14 protein-coding genes, 1 tRNA gene and 1 pseudogene are annotated in these 17,320 nt (G+C 42.0%); 9 read left to right on the forward strand and 7 right to left on the reverse strand.

Annotated elements, in window-relative coordinates; genetic code table 11:
* The first annotated feature begins 420 nt into the window (after window positions 1-420).
* From INT03_RS09980 to INT03_RS09995, 4 genes and pseudogenes are all read left to right on the forward strand, one after another.
* Entirely contained in the window at window positions 421-2,304 is a 1,884-nt protein-coding gene (locus INT03_RS09980) for a hypothetical protein (RefSeq protein ID WP_193008837.1), read from the forward strand.
* Window positions 2,305-2,483: 179 nt separating this feature from the next.
* On the forward strand, window positions 2,484-3,071 hold the full coding sequence (locus tag INT03_RS09985) for a hypothetical protein (RefSeq protein ID WP_193008838.1): 588 nt from the start codon (window positions 2,484-2,486) through the stop codon (window positions 3,069-3,071).
* A gap of 39 nt (window positions 3,072-3,110) precedes the next feature.
* On the forward strand, window positions 3,111-3,599 hold the full coding sequence (locus INT03_RS09990; RefSeq protein ID WP_193008839.1) for a hypothetical protein: 489 nt from the start codon (window positions 3,111-3,113) through the stop codon (window positions 3,597-3,599).
* A 226-nt stretch (window positions 3,600-3,825) separates the two neighbouring features.
* Window positions 3,826-4,991 (forward strand): annotated as a pseudogene (locus tag INT03_RS09995) (IS3 family transposase).
* 73 nt (window positions 4,992-5,064) lie between these two features.
* Here the strand turns inward: INT03_RS09995 and INT03_RS10000 are convergent.
* Window positions 5,065-5,155 (reverse strand) — tRNA-Ser (locus INT03_RS10000).
* 128 nt (window positions 5,156-5,283) lie between these two features.
* Between INT03_RS10000 and INT03_RS10005 the strand changes: the two genes are divergently transcribed.
* The 3 genes from INT03_RS10005 (at window position 5,284) to INT03_RS10015 (ending at window position 7,169) form a co-directional block, all read left to right on the forward strand.
* The gene (locus INT03_RS10005; protein ID WP_226950336.1) at window positions 5,284-6,177 is read left to right on the forward strand and encodes a DNA/RNA non-specific endonuclease; all 894 of its coding nucleotides are present in this window, start codon (window positions 5,284-5,286) and stop codon (window positions 6,175-6,177) included.
* Between the two features lie 87 nt (window positions 6,178-6,264).
* A complete protein-coding gene (locus INT03_RS10010; protein WP_193008840.1) occupies window positions 6,265-6,528 on the forward strand; it encodes a hypothetical protein in 264 nt (87 codons plus the stop codon).
* Window positions 6,529-6,785: 257 nt separating this feature from the next.
* Entirely contained in the window at window positions 6,786-7,169 is a 384-nt protein-coding gene (locus INT03_RS10015) for a DUF2147 domain-containing protein (RefSeq protein WP_045445845.1), read from the forward strand.
* A 111-nt stretch (window positions 7,170-7,280) separates the two neighbouring features.
* Here the strand turns inward: INT03_RS10015 and INT03_RS10020 are convergent, their stop codons facing one another.
* The 4 genes from INT03_RS10020 to INT03_RS10035 form a co-directional block, all read right to left on the reverse strand.
* A complete protein-coding gene (locus INT03_RS10020) occupies window positions 7,281-8,543 on the reverse strand; it encodes an ammonium transporter (RefSeq protein WP_045452414.1) in 1,263 nt (420 codons plus the stop codon).
* A gap of 75 nt (window positions 8,544-8,618) precedes the next feature.
* The gene (locus INT03_RS10025) at window positions 8,619-8,957 is read right to left on the reverse strand and encodes a P-II family nitrogen regulator (RefSeq protein ID WP_010197981.1); all 339 of its coding nucleotides are present in this window, start codon (window positions 8,955-8,957) and stop codon (window positions 8,619-8,621) included.
* Window positions 8,958-9,412: 455 nt separating this feature from the next.
* Window positions 9,413-10,267: a universal stress protein gene (locus INT03_RS10030; RefSeq protein ID WP_193008841.1), complete on the reverse strand. Its 855-nt coding sequence runs from the start codon at window positions 10,265-10,267 to the stop codon at window positions 9,413-9,415.
* Between the two features lie 174 nt (window positions 10,268-10,441).
* Window positions 10,442-11,941 (reverse strand): SulP family inorganic anion transporter, encoded by a 1,500-nt coding sequence (locus INT03_RS10035; RefSeq protein ID WP_045445854.1) that lies wholly within the window; start codon window positions 11,939-11,941, stop codon window positions 10,442-10,444.
* Between the two features lie 662 nt (window positions 11,942-12,603).
* Here INT03_RS10035 and murD point away from each other — a divergent pair.
* Both murD and ftsW read left to right on the forward strand, forming a co-directional pair.
* The gene (gene murD, locus INT03_RS10040) at window positions 12,604-14,040 is read left to right on the forward strand and encodes a UDP-N-acetylmuramoyl-L-alanine--D-glutamate ligase (protein WP_193008842.1); all 1,437 of its coding nucleotides are present in this window, start codon (window positions 12,604-12,606) and stop codon (window positions 14,038-14,040) included.
* Window positions 14,041-14,375: 335 nt separating this feature from the next.
* Window positions 14,376-15,572 (forward strand): putative lipid II flippase FtsW, encoded by a 1,197-nt coding sequence (ftsW, locus tag INT03_RS10045; protein WP_226950337.1) that lies wholly within the window; start codon window positions 14,376-14,378, stop codon window positions 15,570-15,572.
* A gap of 92 nt (window positions 15,573-15,664) precedes the next feature.
* Here ftsW and gluQRS read toward each other — a convergent pair whose 3' ends face one another.
* On the reverse strand, window positions 15,665-16,606 hold the full coding sequence (gluQRS, locus tag INT03_RS10050) for a tRNA glutamyl-Q(34) synthetase GluQRS (protein WP_193008843.1): 942 nt from the start codon (window positions 16,604-16,606) through the stop codon (window positions 15,665-15,667).
* 247 nt (window positions 16,607-16,853) lie between these two features.
* The gene (dksA, locus tag INT03_RS10055) at window positions 16,854-17,291 is read right to left on the reverse strand and encodes an RNA polymerase-binding protein DksA (protein WP_045445865.1); all 438 of its coding nucleotides are present in this window, start codon (window positions 17,289-17,291) and stop codon (window positions 16,854-16,856) included.
* Window positions 17,292-17,320 lie beyond the last annotated feature (29 nt).

Genomic DNA, 17,320 nt, shown 5'->3' on the forward strand with positions numbered 1-17,320 from the left:
ATTGTAACTATTATTTATGGCTTAACCAATTGAAGACACGCCCTAGTAGCACTGAACGAAATAAATTCAAATCTGGCAACTGGAAAGCTATAGTTGAATTTTGATTCAAAACCACCCTTTGGTTTTCGAGATATTAATAAGTGTCTAATTATCCTGCTAGAATCTTACAACTAAATCGATGATAGCATAAATCATCTCTTTCTTAAGCTTTGTGACTAGTATTCAAGTTGCAATGATTAACTTTGGCGTTTGCTCATATCAGTGATGCTAGAGTGGATAGCTGGTGTTACTTCCTACTAACATAATTTAATACGCAAAATCAGATTATGGAAGTAAATATATTGGCACAAAAATTGCTTTAAAAATATACCAAAAAAGAATCGCTATTCAATAGACTAGCACTCCTCAAGGAAGTAGATAGTGACTCAAGAATTTTCCAGCCTTATTACCCCTATTAATGATTCTGAAATAGCACCAAAAGCCGTTCAACAGACCCTGTTTTGGGTGGCAGTGGGCGTATATTCTTTACTGTTATTAATCGGCTCAGTGCAGCCTATAATCGGTATTATTGGTCTTTTACTATTAGGAGTGGCAGCTTTATTCAAGATTATCATTCGTAATTTTCAAGTTATCGGTATTTTATTGTTATTGGGAATAGCGGCTACGGCTGTTCCTTTTCTATTAATTATATATATTCCTGTTCTATTATATTTTTTTATAAAACGTCTTGGATATCTGTTTCAGCACTTTGGCTTGGTAATGGCTGGATTGTTTATCTACTTTTTCCCTATAGGACTGATGGTAAATGGAGCATCAGAATCTACCCCAGCAATTGGTGTAATCATTCCTATCGCTCTATTTCCGATAATTTTAAAAAGCTTTGTAGATAATCGTGGCTATACCGTTCAGAAAGCTCTTGAGATTATGTCTGAAGCTCCTATCCTTATAATTTCAATCGTCTTACCTTTTTTGAAATTAAACATAGGTGCGGACTTCGCAGAAGGGGTAGGCTCAGGAGAAGCAGTTGCAGGGGAAGCTGCCGCCGCCGCAAAACCAATGCCAAATGATGTGGCGTTTATGAAAGAGAGCCCTATCTACAAAGGTGCGTTTAGCACAGAAGTCTCTGTTTCTGAGCCAGTCGCTACGACTGCTATGTTGACCGCCAACTCAGCCATTACGGTTAACGGATTCTTTCAGCAGCTTCAAAACAGTCAACAAATACAATATGAAGATGGTACAAGCTCTGCTATTAATAATAATCTTAATCAAATTAGAATTGGTGATAGTAGTCTTGAAAATCTCTATATACAAAACGATGGCGCCAGTCTAAAAATAACAGACAGTCAAGGTGATACTGTTGGGTTTATTAAGCAAAATGGGGCGAGCTTAAAGGTCACGGATGTTAATCATTTCAATATGGGTAGCATTACGCCTGATCAAAACGGCTTTAATATTACTGACAGCTTTGGTAAGTCGGTCGCTTCTATATCAGAAAGCTCAACGAGCCTAGATGCTTTTACCACAGAATCTATTATAGATATTGATGCTCAGCTTGATAGTATAAACAATACTAATATTACTTCAGTAGAGGTCGATGCGCTTACATCAGAACAGAACTCATCACAATTGCCAAACGATACAGGAATAAATATAGCGCAAGGTGAGTTAGCGGCTGATACGCTAGACAACGAAGCTAACGAAGCTAACGAAGAAGTTATTAATCGTCATCAGTTATTAGCAGTTGCTTTACTCAGTCTGATAGCAAATAAAAATCGTATTAGCAATACATCTGATAAGAGGATTAATGTATCTAAGAGAATTAATGCTTCTAAAGATATGATTAAAGCCCAAATGCAGGCAGGTAGATCTCAGCAATATGGTGATGATAGTTTTTATGCTTATATTCAGAAAAACGCATCTGATGACTTCAAAAATAATGAGCGTGTCTATACGCACGACAAGATTAAAGACAATGCTAAATTCTCACCTGAATCAATGAAGGCTATAGAAGACAAGTTTGAATTATCGAATGAAAAGATATTACTAATATTTGATGATGCCTTTATCTTTACAGGTACCAATGGCATGGTTTTGACTGAAGATCATATCTATTTACGAGCGATGTTGTGGGAAACTCAGAGCTTTTTAATTGATGAAGTTACTTCACTAAATACGCAAGGCATTTTGAGTAATGAAGCTAAGTTTAATAATGGAAGGCTTTCATATAGATTTCAAGAGCAACCGCTAAGAGTAGCCTATAAAGAGTTGATACAGTTATTTAAAGATTATAAAAATAGCCGATAGGTAGCAGGTCAAATACATAAGCCTTGCTTCTAAAAATAAATAGTGGAATAAAAATGAGAAATATCGTTTTAGCCGTTATTGGTTGTAGTTGAGTTTTGAGTTTTAAAGAGAGCTATACCTTGTACAAGATATTCATACGCTATCAATCAAAGGTCCATTTTTTAAGGGAAATAACTATAATGCGGCTATTAAAACATGAACTTATTCATAGAGTATTGATTTCAAGTTTATTGCTTGGGTTGTCAGTATTTGCATCTGCATCAGATGAAAGCTACGAAGACATGAGTGCGCTCATAGCAGAGGCATCTGAAGAGTTAGATATTGCGGCTGCAGCACTACCAACTGCATCTGTGGCTCAAGAAAATACTGCAGCAGTTAGGACTGGAATGGCAACAATCTATGGTAAGCCTTACTACCCCTCTGACTACACACCAGAAATGACTGTTTATGCAAGAAGCTTAAGTTCAGGAAAAACATACTCTGTTAATGTTCCCGATAGTGCTTCGCAATACAAGATAAAGCTTCCAGCTCCTGGTAATTATGTTTTATTCTCTTGGACGAAAGATAGGCTAGGAAATAATATTGGAGATCCTGAAGGTTTATATAGAAAGGTAGGTGCACTATACAGCCATTGTAGTGCAACGGTTCTTGATGTGACTTGTGACAATCACTCTCCCGAACCTGTAGCGTTAAAACCTAACCAAGTAATTAGAGATTTTCAAATATCGGATTATTACTACGATAAAGACCAAGTCCCTCAGCCTTAAGTAAAAATCTGCTAAGTAAAAATTAATGGAATCGAACTAATGAAGACGTCAATAAATTTAATATTATTATCTCTAGGACTGCTTGCATTTGATACTAATGCTGCCAATACTAATTTCAACCACAAGGGTATACAAAACGGTGCTATTTCAGAATCTTGTTATCATGATCCATGTGCCGTGACAAGAATAATGAAGTCTGAGATTGTGAAACAGAAACCAGGATATACACAGTTGAAGCTTAAAGTAGTAAGTGGTTACAAAGGTTGGGATGCAAAAAAAACTACATGGGGTCATGAGTTTTATACGATGTATGTCAATTGCTCTCTCAAGAGACCCAATTTAGCAAATAAGTCCAATATTGAAGGTAACATTTTACCCCTTGGCGTGGGTGAGGATAGTTGGATACCAGGCGCAGAGTATCCTAACACTATTCTATATTTACAAGCATGTCATAACTATGACGGAGAAACGGAAAAGGCTGGTAAGAAGTTCGGCTACAATATAAAAGAAGCTGATAGATTTAATTAGAGCTAATTAACTTATATTAATTTTAGAGTAACTCTTAGATTTTTACTCATCTCTACTCCTCATAACTTACAGCAAGCAAAAAACCTTTGCTTGCCGTGCTTATTTATTATCAAATAAAAGTTGACCTCGATTTTAGTATTAATCCACTTCGTTATACTGTCTGAGCTATGCTGAAGAAACCGTAGAGATAAACTTGGTAAACTAACGACTCAAAGAGGAGTTTACCATGACCAAGAAAGTAAGAATCTACAGTGACGAATTTAAGTCCGAAGCCGTCAAAAAGATCACAGACAACAACGGCAATATTTCAGCCACCGCAAAGCAGCTTGGCATCGCCATGCAAACCTTATCGAACTGGCATAACAAAGCTAATCAAGGCAAGCTTGTAGGCACTGAGCAGTATGATCCACAGCTTATAGCTGTTCTAGAAAAGAACAAGCGCCTCAAACGCCAGCTTAAAGTTGCCGAAGAGGAGCGAGAGATATTAAAAAAGGCGACGGCGTATTTCGCCAAGCACAGCTAGTCAGGTATGCCTTTATTAAAGACAATCAGCAGATATTTAACATCACCACTATGTGCCGTGTGTTAAGCGTCAAACCATCAAGCTATTACGACTGGAGTAGTCGCGATATCAGCGAGCAGCAGATACATCGCAACCATTGTGAGCTACTAGTTAAAGCCGCTCACAGTGAAAGTAAAGAACGTTATGGTTATGAGCGTTTGCATGCCCAGCTAACAGAGCAAGGCCATGACATTAGCCTATACATGGTTAGAAGTATTAAAAAGGAACATAACATTAAATGCCGTCGCCACAAGCGCTTTGAAATTACGACAGACTCTAATCACAATAATCTGGTCTATCTAAACGTGCTTGATCAAAATTTTGATGCCAGTCGCCCTAACTAAGCGTGGGTCAGTGACATCACCTATATCTGGACAAATGAGGGTTGGCTATACTTGGCAGGCGTTAAAGACTTATACACTAAAGAGCTGGTTGGCTATGCCATTAATAAACGCATGACAGCAGATCTAGTATGCCGTGCATTGACTATGGCAATTAAGAATAAAGGTCCCAGCAAAGGGCTAATAGTTCACTTTGATAGAGGCAGTCAATATTGTAGCCATGCGTATCACAAGATTATCAAGCGACATCAGTTTGCAGGCTCAATGAGCGCTAAAGGTAACTGCTTTGATAACGCACCTATAGAGAGCTTCTGGGGTACGTTAAAGAATGAGTTGATATATCATCAGGACTATAAGACCAGATTTGCCGCCATTACTGATATCATTAGATACATCGAGTTGTACTACAATCAAACGAGGATTCAAAAGGGCTTGGGCTATAAATCGCCAAGACAGGTGTGGTTTGATTATTATCATCAGGCTGCGTAATTAAAATATCCCAAGTTTAACTGTACGGATTTGACGGCAGGGGTCACTGAGATTCAAGAGGGTTTTATAAGATTGGCGGTGAAGGAGGGATTCGAACCCTCGATACGCTATTAACGCATACACACTTTCCAGGCGTGCGGTTTCAGCCACTCACCCACTTCACCGTTTTTAGACGGCTCAGTATAGCGGATACTGTCTAGAATGTCACGACTTGCACCTTATCTTTCTTTATTTACAAACGCCTGCTACGATAGCGTATACGTAATGACAAGCATAGATGGTTGAAAGTTAAATGATAAGTTTCGGTAGGCTCAATGCCCGTTTGAAAAACAGTATTACAATGACCGTGATGGCGGTGGTCGTAAGTATAACTTCAGCGCATGCTGATGACTTTACCCAGTGTAGCGAGTCCTTTTATGGCGGTGTCTATCCTGAGTTTATTAATACCAAGCTAAGCAACAAAACCCAAGCTTTATGCATGGATGGTTTTGCCGTTATGTATTCTGGTGTGTCGCGTACACCGCTTTGGTCAGCAGAATATTTGGCTCGCAAGCGTTTACAACAAGCAAAAGAAATTGATCGTGAAGACAGCTTTCATGAAGAAAGTAGGTTACCAAAATCCGCACGCGCCTCATTGTCCGACTATTCAGGCTCTGGCTATGATCGCGGCCATTTAGCGCCCAATGCCGATATGGCGAATCGCAGTCAACAATATGATAGCTTTAGTCTTGCCAATATCGCCCCGCAGTCACCGCGCAACAATCGCTATATCTGGCGTAATATTGAATCAGCCACTCGCTATTTGACCCAGCAATATGGAGAGGTTTATAGCATTACAGGGGTAGCATTTACTGGCAAAACAACCAAGCAACTGGCAGATCGTGTACTGGTACCCAGCCATTTTTTTAAAGCCGTTTACATACCAGCGATTAATCAAGCAGGGGTCTATTATGCACCCAATGATGAGTCAGAACGCATAGAGGTTATTAGTGTTGATGAACTCTCGACCAGAATTGGTATCGATGTGCTGCCCGTCTTGGATGCCAAAACCAAAACACAGGCATTTGATCTGCCATTAAAGGCGGGTGAAAGCTCCGAGTTGCCCGATGAGCCAACAGAAGAGCCGGCTTGGATACTGTTTGTTTGGGCGATTCTTGAGTGGGTAATCGCCCAATTGCAAGCATAATGCCTTTGTGACACGAGTCTATATATAATAAAAGGCACAAAAAATCCAAAAATTACGCAAGATATCGTTAATAAAAAGGAGAATCAAATGATTGATCCATTTGCCAATGACCACCAAAGCATGCAAATCGGTGAGCTTATCATCGAAAACCAAACAGATAAAATTATTATATATGGCGATATTGATTTGACTCTTAATGCTACTGGATATGAGCAAGCACAACAGTTACATGAGCTAACAAGCAAGATTATTCAGGCATTTGAAAATAATTCCATTTACAATAATAGTCAGCATAAGTCAAAAGAAAAAGATGACCGGTTGGATAAAAATATCGACAATCCTTTTTTATAACTATTTGATATAGTTCAATTTTTATAGAAATAATAAACTATAAAAAAATTACTAGGCAAAAGCTTAAAATTGCTTATAATGAGTCAAGACATCGCTTATGTCGTATAAAATTTTGATGAGCAGTTTTTTTAGATGCGCTAACCACTCCCAAAGAGTAGAAAGTCGCATGGCTGTTAATAGGGATTTTAGCGAAGGATAAGCCTAGGAGATCAGAAACATAACGTTTCGAGTAATCATTGTATGAAGGGAATCAGTCTATGAAATTATTTACCAAAACCACTCTAGCTGTTGCAGGTATCAGTTTAGCAAGCATGGCATTCGCCGCTGATCCTTTGGCCAATACCACGTGGCAGACATTTGATGAAGGTAAGCCAAAAGGTACCGTAAAGATTACTGAGTCAAACGGTGTACTAACAGGTACGCTTATCGCTACTAACTCAGCCAAAGGCAAAAAGCACGTTGGTACGACCATTATTAAAGGCTTAAAGTCTGATGGTGGTGGCAAATATAGTGGTGGTACGATCACTGATCCTGAAAAAGGCAAAGATTATCGTATGACCGCAAACTTGAGTGGCAATACCTTAAATCTAAAAGGTTATATCGGTCCATTCTCACGCAGTCAAACGTGGAAAAAGAAATAAGCCGATAGCTTGTTTTTAGTATTAGACCTAATATTTATAAATAAAAATCCCGTAATACCTTTTGGTAGTGCGGGATTTTTAGTACATATATTTTAATATTGGCTGAAGAGCTTATCTCACAAACTCAGGATATGCTTCCATACCACACTCTGCTATATCCGCACCTTCATACTCATCTTCTTCAGAGATACGCAGACCAATCACTAATTTGATAACTGCCCAAGTGATTAAGCTGGCGATGAATACCCAAGTAAAGATAGTGGCTGCACCAGCAATCTGACCTACGAACGATGCTGCTGGGTTGGTAATTGGTACGATAAGTAGACCGAACAGACCGACTACACCATGAACTGAGATAGCACCCACTGGATCATCTATTTTTATTTTATCCAATGCTAAGATAGATAGCACAACGATAACGCCAGCGATCAAACCAAACAGTGTTGCTTGTAATGCAGATGGGGTTGAGGGTTCTGCTGTGATAGCGACTAATCCTGCGAGTGCACCATTTAAGAGCATGGTTAAGTCAGCTTTGCCAAAGATGATGCGTGCTATTATTAAAGCACCAATTGCACCTCCTGCCGCTGCTGCATTGGTATTCAAAAACACCATAGCAACCGAGTTAGCACTGGCAATATCACCCAGTTTTAGCACCGAGCCGCCATTGAAACCGAACCAACCCATCCAGAGAATAAGTGTTCCAAGCGCTGCCAGTGGTAAGTTGGCACCTGGAATGGCGCGTATTTCACCATTAGGGCCATACTTGCCTTTACGTGCACCTAATAATAATACCCCTGCTAATGCAGCCGCAGCACCCGCCATATGGACGATACCAGAACCTGCAAAATCAGAAAAACCCATGTCGCCTAAATTGAACATACCAAATACATCATTGCCACCCCACGTCCAGCTACCCTCTAATGGATAAATGACACCAGTCATCACCACAGCAAATAATAAGAACGACCACAGCTTCATGCGCTCAGCCACCGCTCCTGAAACGATCGACATACAGGTTGCAACAAACACCACTTGGAAGAAAAAATCAGACGCAGCGGAGTAAACAGAATCACCGTCAAAGCCATTTTCAGCGGAGGCTGCTAGAGCATCTGCTACCAGCGTTTCATTACCCGCGATACCGCTCAAGAAGAGGTTGCCACCATACATAATGGCATAGCCGCATATCATGTACATGGTACAAGCGGTGGCAAAAAGTGCGATATTTTTGGTTAAAATCTCAACGGTGTTTTTTGAGCGGACGAGTCCAGCTTCTAACATGGTGAAGCCTGCTGCCATCCACATGACGAGCGCCCCGCACATTAAAAAGTAAAACGTATCAAGTGCGTACTGGAGCTCGAAGATTTGATTTTGCATGTTAATTCCCCCTTGAATTGATGCAATACAGCTATCGGTATGATCTATAAATCTGTGTCTATATGGCCTTGCGCGTTAGATAGCGTCAGGGCCTGTCTCGCCCGTACGAATACGAATAACTTGCTCGAGTGCAGTGACAAAGATTTTGCCGTCACCAATCTTGCCCGTGCTAGCGATGCGAGTGATCGCTTCGATAGCAGGTTCGACCATCTCATCAATAACAGCCACTTCGACTTTTACTTTAGGTAAGAAGTCCACCACGTATTCTGCGCCGCGATAGAGTTCTGTGTGACCTTTTTGGCGACCGAAACCTTTGACTTCAGTAACAGTGACACCTTTAACACCGATGTCAGAAAGCGCTTCACGTACATCATCGAGCTTAAACGGTTTTAAGATCGCAGTGATTAGCTTCATAAAATATTCCTTATTTGTGTGATGCCGCAGGTTGATCGAAGCATTGTGGTGCATCGTATCGCTGCCATGCTTACTATTAGTCATTCAAGAACTGTGCCAATTTACTCAAGGGGGATAGGTAAGATTGGATTTGTTTGTTCAAAAACAGCCATAGTTATGGCAAAAAATACTGGTTATGCTGCAATGGTATAAACCACCGTTATGAGCATAGAGAATGCCAATTAACCTTTAGCGTTGAACTGACGAAAACTTTATTATAACCAACTTTTTAGGTGCTTGGGGAGACCATCCATCTATTTCCTGTGATGATTTGCTAACCTAGTTTGGTATATGAAACGAATCACTTGAGGAGAAAGTAGGGAAAATTGTGTGATACGGTAAGCGGCAGAGCTTAACATGGATGTATAGGCTCTGCGCTCAAAGAGAGAGGGGTGGCTGTGTAGATCGGCTAAAGCCTATACCTTTGGGAAGAGTAGGTAGGGGGTTTTGGTGCTGCCGAGCAGCTTTTTTGTGTCGCTACCTTGTAGAAGTTCACGCAGACGAGATTGGCCAAAGGCACCGGTCATCAGCATACCGATATCATTTTCATTTTGATAATAATTCAAAGCCGAAGTGACATCGCGGCAGTCCAGCAAGGCTTTTTTAGACTTGATGCCTGCTTGTTTGAGCCGCGCATAAGCTTCACGTAGCGCATCGCAATTTTCAGAGTTTTCTTTACCGACCATCACGATATGAACGGTTAATGCGCGCACCAGTGAGGTTTTGCAGAGCCAATTGAGCAATTTATGTGAAGTAGGACTGTTGTCAAAAGCAAACAACGCGGTCGTAGGGGGCAAAAATGGTGCATGAGTCACCAAAATGGGGCAGTGGCTGACTCTAATTAACTGGCTCAATGTCGATTTGCAGGTGACATTGTGACCTATAACGATCAATTGTGCTTTGTCATCGACGTAATCGATACTTTCATTGAGGTGTTCATGGCGATGCAAAGTATAAGTTTTTAGTTTTTGTCGCTGCTGCTCGCAATAGGTGGTGGCTTGATGGAGCAAAAGCTTGCCTTGAGCTTTTAGCTCACAATTACTCAAGTGCTCCTTGGTGGTGAACTGCTCAAGCAGCATGTTTTCATCATCGATATTTAGGCAGCCTGAATAATTCACAGCCGCTTTTTGTTGTAGGCTCGGTACAGAATGCAACAGTCCAACAGGTGCTTGTAGACGAGTCGCTGCCCACATGCTAGCTTCTAACACTGCTTGCACGTGGTCTGGGCAGTCCAAGCAGGCAATCACACTATCTGGTTTCAAATTACTCATAAGACCACCACATTATTCCAATATTAAAAAAACAGAATAAAAAGACAGCTGCTTGGCTCAAGGGTGGGGCGATAATGCTTATGCCCAACCCTTTGCACCAATGCAGCTGTTTATTCAACTGTCTATTTATGAGCGGTTAATCAATATTAGCTCAATAAATAGACGTGGCTTTGTTTAATCCAATAAGCCAATATCTCGGCGATCGTGGATAGAGAAGCGATCAATCAGTGTTCGGCTCGCATTATTGAGTCCCACCACTTTGACATCAATGCCCTCACGTTGCAAGCGCATGACCAGTTTGTCCAAGGTGTCTACGGCACTGACATCCCAAAAATGCGCTTGGCTGACATCAATTTGAATACTATCTAAAGCTTCTTTGGTATCGAAGCTGTTTAAGAACTGGGTCGTAGAAGCAAAGAATACTTGTCCTTGCACATAATAATAACGAGTATTAGTACTCTCATCATATTCGCTAAATACCGTTAAGAATTGACCAATTTTATTGGCAAACGCCAGCGCCGATAGCAGCACGCCCACGCCCACGCCATAAGCTAGGTTGTGCGTAAATACTGTGGTCAAAACAGTCGCTAGCATGACAATATTAAATGACATCGGATGCGTTTTAAATTCGCGAATAGACTGCCAGTTAAAAGTACCAATAGAGACCATAATCATCACAGCGACCAGTGCCGCCATGGGAATTTGACTGACCCATTCACTTAAAAACACTACCATAATGAGCAGTACGATACCTGCCATCAAAGTAGACAGACGCGTACGTCCGCCAGATTTGACGTTGATCATAGATTGACCAATCATGGCACAGCCTGCCATGCCACCGAAGAAACCTGATACGACATTGGCAATCCCTTGACCGCGACACTCGCGGTTTTTATCGCTTGGCGTATCTGTCAAATCATCGACGATAGTCGCTGTCATCATCGATTCTAATAAACCAACGATGGCAAGTGCGATAGAGTAAGGCGCGATGATCAGTAAAGTATTTAGGTTCAATGGAATGTCAGGTAATAAGAACATTGGTAATGAATCAGGCAAATCGCCCATACTGCCGACATTACGAATATCAAGATTCATATACATGGCGACAGCGGTCAAACCAACGATACAGATCAGCGGTGACGGAATCACGCGACCGATTTTAGGAATCAGCGGAAACAAGTAGATAATCGCTAAACCCGCCGCTGTCATGATATAAACCGTCATGCCAACGCGTTCAGTCATTGGGTTAAGCTCAGGCAGCTGGGCGGCAAAGATCAATATCGCGAGCGCATTGACGAAGCCAATGACTACCGAGCGCGACACAAAGCGCATCAAATTACCGAGCTTTAGAATACCCATTATAATCTGAATCCCACCGCACAATAAGGTGGCAGCTAGCAAATACTGCAAACCATGCTCGGCGACTAAGTCAACCATCACCAGTGCCATCGCCCCAGTTGCTGCCGAAATCATGCCTGGACGACCACCGACGAAACTGATCACGACCGCGATACAAAATGAGGCATACAAGCCGACTTTTGGATCAACACCTGCGATAATAGAAAAGGCAATGGCTTCAGGAATCAGCGCTAAGGCAACGACCAAACCGGATAAAACGTCGCCGCGAACATTGGAAAACCATTCGTCACGTAAGTTATCAATAAAAGATGTCATAAGTAAACTGCATAGGGTTAGAGGCAAAAAAAGTAATCATTACTCATTCATAAAATGATCGCATCGCTATAAAAGTAGCTATTCATCTTTCTTTTACGGCAACATGTGCTGTGTCATATTGCGGTATTGAGTTATTAAAGGTCAGTAATAAGTAGGTCTATTGATTTACTTACTGGTATCGCTAATACGCTCACCAATAATTGATACGATGATAAATTCAGTGAGACTACCTAAAAAAATAGTTAAAATAAGGTGCTTAAAGCAGGGCATTTATAAGAGCACCTACAATAACGAATAGCGTCAGCAATGATATGCTGCGGTAGAGGGTAATAAATAATCTGTCAAATAAAAATAGCCGCTCGACATGACCCGTCTATAGTAGTAACTTTGCCAAACAGAAGTGACAATAGCGTGCTAACTGTGACAACATGCTAAACTAAAATGCTTGGGTAAATACCCAGTCACTTACAGATTAAGGCAACTATTATAGCATTAGCCACTTAATATAAAAACAGGCGCATAATAGCACATCGTCATAAAAAACCAGTACCGAAATCTGAGCGATACCGTTATGATGCGTCTCATCTTGACGGCATCATTTTGCTTCTTTATAGACTAGGTTTGTTTGATGCCATTTTGCTCGTCCAACAGAAGGAATAAATATGACCACCAACACTGCAACAGATGCCTTACTTCACAAAGGCAGTGGTCTACAAGTCGTGGTCGGTTTGGGACAATCTGGGTTGTCAGTTGCGCGCTATTTGGCCAATCAAGGCTATCAGGTTGCTGTTACTGATGCTCAGGTGACACCTAGCTTAGCAGATCAACTGCCCGCTGAGATTAGCATTCGCCAATTTGGTGCGATTGACGCTGAGCTCTTGCAGCAAGCGGCACGTATTGTTATAAGCCCCGGTATCTCTCTTGCTACCGAAGCCGTCGCCGCTGCTCGCCAAGCGAATATTCCCGTGGTTAGTGACATTCAGCTATTTTGTGAGGCTTGTACCGTACCGATAGTGGCGATTACTGGCTCTAATGCTAAGAGCACCGTGACCACCTTGGTCGGGCAAATGGCAGCCGATGCTGGTGTCAATGTCGGTGTCGGCGGTAATATTGGCGTGCCAGCGCTGACCTTGCTTGATAATCCTGATATGGAACTGGCGGTACTTGAGCTGTCGAGCTTTCAGTTAGAGACAGTGACCAATTTGGGTGCGCAAGTGGCGACGGTTCTAAATATGTCACCTGACCATCTAGATCGCCACGGCGATATGCTGGGCTATCATCAAGCCAAACATCGTATCTTTCAGGGTGCTAAGTCCGTGGTTATCAATCGCGAAGACGCATTGACGCGTCCGCTCGTGGCTGATAATTTGCCCAGAGTGAGTACCGGTATACATGCTCCTGATAAAGGTCAATATGGTCTTATTACTACTCCTGAAGGCCAGATTTATCTTGCCCACGGTACAGAAAAACTACTGTCGGCAGATAAACTGTTGATTAAAGGTCGTCATAATCTGCTCAATGCACAGGCAGCCTTAGCGTTAGGCGAACTTGCTGGTTTGCCATTGGGCAGTATGTTGAATACCTTACAGCAGTTTACTGGACTTGAGCATCGTTGCCAGTATGTGGCAAATGCTGCAGACATTGATTATTTTAATGATTCAAAAGGCACCAATATCGGCTCAACGATGGCGGCAATCGAAGGACTGGGCGTAGTCTACGCGCCAAAGGACGGTAAACTACTATTGATTTTGGGTGGACAAGGTAAGGGTCAACAGTTTGGTGAATTGACGCCGTTTATCAATCAGTATGTTAGCCAAGTACTGTTTATTGGTGAAGATGCGCCGCTGATTGAACAGCATCTGCGCGCATCTAAGATAAGCGCCGATGTGGCGTTACATCAATGCCAAACTTTAGAAAATGCCTTTACAACCATTCAACAAGTCACGGCAAGCAGCCTATCGCAAGTGCAAGCGGTGCTATTGTCACCTGCTTGTGCCAGCTTTGATCAATATAGTGGCTACGCAGCTCGCGGTGAGCATTTCAGTCAGTTGGTTGGTCAGTTAGCAACTGAGTCGTCAGATATGATGACTGCCGATTAAAAGATTTGATGATTTAAGCATTTGCATGACAAGTGCTTAGCGAATCTCAGCATTTAATAAAGAACTCAGTATTTAATAAAGAACTCAGTATTTAATAAAGAATAAGGGCAATGCAATAGGATTGCCCTGAATTGAATTTTACGACGCGCGCGCATTTTCTTTATAAATGATTGTTTTGCTTATAGATTGCTGCTACTGTCAATCATAGCCAGTCAGCAACATGAATGGTCAGCTTATTTGCTTAGTAATCTGTCTGGTACTGTCTATTTTCTATTTTTTAAACGGTGGCGTTTAATAGACGCCGTGTTTTTTCGTTCGTTAGTGTATATAAAATTATGGCGCTCTCTTCTCTTTTTCGTTCCTCGTCCCAACCGAAGCAAGCATCTGGCTCAGATGGTATTCTTTCTATGCCGTCAGCACGCGCCATTCTCCTATCGAGTGTTGGCTGTATGTTGGTGCTCAGTTTATTGATGGTGGCTTCCGCTTCTATTCCTTTTGCGCTCAGTCGCGGCATGACAGAGCTGCACTTTTTCAAAAACCAGCTACTGTATATGATGATCGGTTTGACGGTCGCTACGGTTTCTTATTACAGCGTGTCTTTGCGAACACTATATAAGACTGAAACCCAATTTATCTTACTGGGTATCACTGGCATGCTACTAGTGGCAACCCTATTTAGTACGCCTATTAACGGCTCCAAGCGTTGGCTGAACCTAGGGGTATTTAATTTTCAGGTGGCAGAGTTGGCCAAGTTAGTGATGATTGTCTTTGTCTCTGATTTTGTGGTGCGTCGCTCTTTTGAAGTTCGTAACGGCTTAGACGGTTTTTTACGGATTATGTTGGTGGTGGCACTCATCACCATGCTGCTATTGTCACAGCCAGATTTTGGTTCTTTTGTCGTTATTTTAGGTACCATCTTTGCGATTTTTTATATCGCTGGTGCGCCTTACAAGCACTTTTTAGCACTGGGCGCGGCTGCCATCGGTGGGGCGGTATTGATGGTGACGACAGCGCAGTACCGATTGGTACGTGTGATGTCATTTATGGATCCGTTTGATGATGTGCAAGACACGGATTATCAGCTGGCACGCAGTTTGATTGCCTTTGGCCGTGGACAATTTACAGGCGTTGGTTATGGTGAGAGCGTACAGAAACTGTCGCATTTGCCTGAGGCACATACTGATTTTCTACTAGCCATTACAGGGGAAGAGTTAGGCTTTGTTGGGGTTACTATGGTACTGGTGCTCGAAGCGCTGATTATCGGTAGCGCGATGCGTATCAGTTATAACGCGCTCAAACGTCGGCAGATGCGTATGAGTTATACCGCCTTTGGTATCGGTGTGGTGTTCATAGCACAAACAATTATCAATGCGGCGATGAATATGGGCGCGATTCCAACCAAAGGATTGACCATGCCATTCTTCAGTTATGGCGGCTCTTCGATGTTGATTAGTTTGGTGATGGTTGCGTTATTGCTAAAAATTTATAAAGAAAGCCCTGAAATCGAAAAAAGCCAATGCCGTTATTATTGATAGGTTGAGCATTAGTTATAGGCTAGATGCATCATGACTGTTATTATCCAGAGAAGCGTCGCTAAATAGTGGCGCTTTTTGCTAGCTGACTTTTATCCATTGGGCATATTTAACTGTTGCTTGCCTTGTAGCGGCGTACTGTCCCATTGAGCAATGGCTTGCTTTAACATACGAGTAGGTGTGTCTCTATCGACGGCTGGTTGCTGTAATAGTTGTAAAGCATCGGCGATAAGTTTACTTGGAGCCCGTGTATCAATGGGTTGTGCTAGGTTTTGCTTAGAGAGTTTTTGTCCATCAGCATGACATATCAGTGGCAAGTGATACCAGTGATCGATGGCAGGTAAGCGTGCGGCATCCATGATGCTGATTTGCGCTGTCGTCATGGGTAGGATATCTAGACCGCGCATAATATGTGTCACCTGTTGCAGTCCATCATCAAGGCTGGCAGCCAAAATATAATTGATCATACCATCTTGGCGACGCACCACCATATCACCCAATGTCTGCTGAGGATTATCCCACTGCAATCCTTGAATACCATCGTTAAAACCAATTTTATAATTCGGTAACTGTATGCGTAGCTTATGTTGCTCTCTATCAAGGTCAGCGCTGACACAGCAGCGTGGATAACGCTTCCTGTTTGGTTGCAATGGGTTAGCATCATAAGATGGGCTCAGCTCTTCTTGCGCCCAGTATTGCTCCAAATCTTTACGCGAGCACTGACAACCATAAGTGAGCGGATGCAGGGCTGAGTGTAGATAATCATTATAAATATCAATACGCTCAGATTGATAAATGATATCACCGTCCCAGTACAATCCAAGCGCTTCCAAATCAATCAAAATTTGCTCAGTAAATTGCTGATCACAGCGTTCGGTATCAGTGTCTTCAATACGCAGTAGCCATTTACCACCAATGGATTTTATATGGCAAAAACTGGCAAGCGCGGTCGTCAATGAGCCAAGATGCAGTTCACCAGTCGGTGAGGGAGCAAAACGACCAATCGGCTGTACTGGTATGATTGGAGTAGACATAGGAATAGTATTAGTTTTCAAAGTAGGAAATTATCGGTAAAAAAGGTAGAAGATAGAATAATAAATATATCCGTAAAAAGATATTTGTGAAATGAGTCTGTTTTGTTAGCAAATCAATATAAGCAAGCTTAAAGCTCTGTATCAGCCATGACCCATTGACTAAAAACCAGTCTTCTAAAACGCAATAAGCGACCATGTTATGGTCGCTTATGCTTACATTCTATTATTGAGATGAATCGTAATTCGTTTAAGCGCCTTGATTTTGGCGTTCTTTAATCTCAGACAGGGTTTTACAATCGATACACTGGGTAGCTGTTGGGCGCGCTTCAAGACGACGCAGACCAATCTCTACGCCACAAGTTTCACAAAATCCATAATCATCATTTTCAATTTCTGACATAGATTTATCAATTTTGCGAATGAGCTTACGTTCACGGTCACGCGTACGCAATGCGAGGGCAAACTCTTCTTCTTGGGTGGCGCGATCATTGATATCTGGCATAGCACTGGACTCGTCTTGGATATAAGTCTTGGTGCGATCCGCTTCGCCAATCAGTTGGCTCTTCCAATCCAATAATATAGCCTTAAAGTGCTCTAACTGCGCATCAGACATGTACTCTTCGTCTTTGGCAGGCACATAAGGAGTAAACTTAGCTTCACTTGGATTCGTGGTCAGGGTGCTCATATGGGTATCCTACTTTTTTCAAATTAATT

The organism is Psychrobacter sp. PG1, from assembly GCF_014897815.1.
Lineage (GTDB): Bacteria > Pseudomonadota > Gammaproteobacteria > Pseudomonadales > Moraxellaceae > Psychrobacter.

Coding starts and splice junctions, on each gene's coding strand:
- INT03_RS10010 (WP_193008840.1), top strand. CDS start 6,265: ATGATTGATCCATTTGCCAATGACCACCAAAGCATGCAAATCGGTGAG.
- INT03_RS10035 (WP_045445854.1), bottom strand. CDS start 11,941: ATGACATCTTTTATTGATAACTTACGTGACGAATGGTTTTCCAATGTT.
- INT03_RS10015 (WP_045445845.1), top strand. CDS start 6,786: ATGAAATTATTTACCAAAACCACTCTAGCTGTTGCAGGTATCAGTTTA.
- INT03_RS10005 (WP_226950336.1), top strand. CDS start 5,284: ATGATAAGTTTCGGTAGGCTCAATGCCCGTTTGAAAAACAGTATTACA.
- ftsW (WP_226950337.1), top strand. CDS start 14,376: ATGGCGCTCTCTTCTCTTTTTCGTTCCTCGTCCCAACCGAAGCAAGCA.
- INT03_RS10020 (WP_045452414.1), bottom strand. CDS start 8,543: ATGCAAAATCAAATCTTCGAGCTCCAGTACGCACTTGATACGTTTTAC.
- INT03_RS10025 (WP_010197981.1), bottom strand. CDS start 8,957: ATGAAGCTAATCACTGCGATCTTAAAACCGTTTAAGCTCGATGATGTA.
- gluQRS (WP_193008843.1), bottom strand. CDS start 16,606: ATGTCTACTCCAATCATACCAGTACAGCCGATTGGTCGTTTTGCTCCC.
- INT03_RS09990 (WP_193008839.1), top strand. CDS start 3,111: ATGAAGACGTCAATAAATTTAATATTATTATCTCTAGGACTGCTTGCA.
- INT03_RS10030 (WP_193008841.1), bottom strand. CDS start 10,267: ATGAGTAATTTGAAACCAGATAGTGTGATTGCCTGCTTGGACTGCCCA.
- INT03_RS09985 (WP_193008838.1), top strand. CDS start 2,484: ATGCGGCTATTAAAACATGAACTTATTCATAGAGTATTGATTTCAAGT.
- dksA (WP_045445865.1), bottom strand. CDS start 17,291: ATGAGCACCCTGACCACGAATCCAAGTGAAGCTAAGTTTACTCCTTAT.
- murD (WP_193008842.1), top strand. CDS start 12,604: ATGACCACCAACACTGCAACAGATGCCTTACTTCACAAAGGCAGTGGT.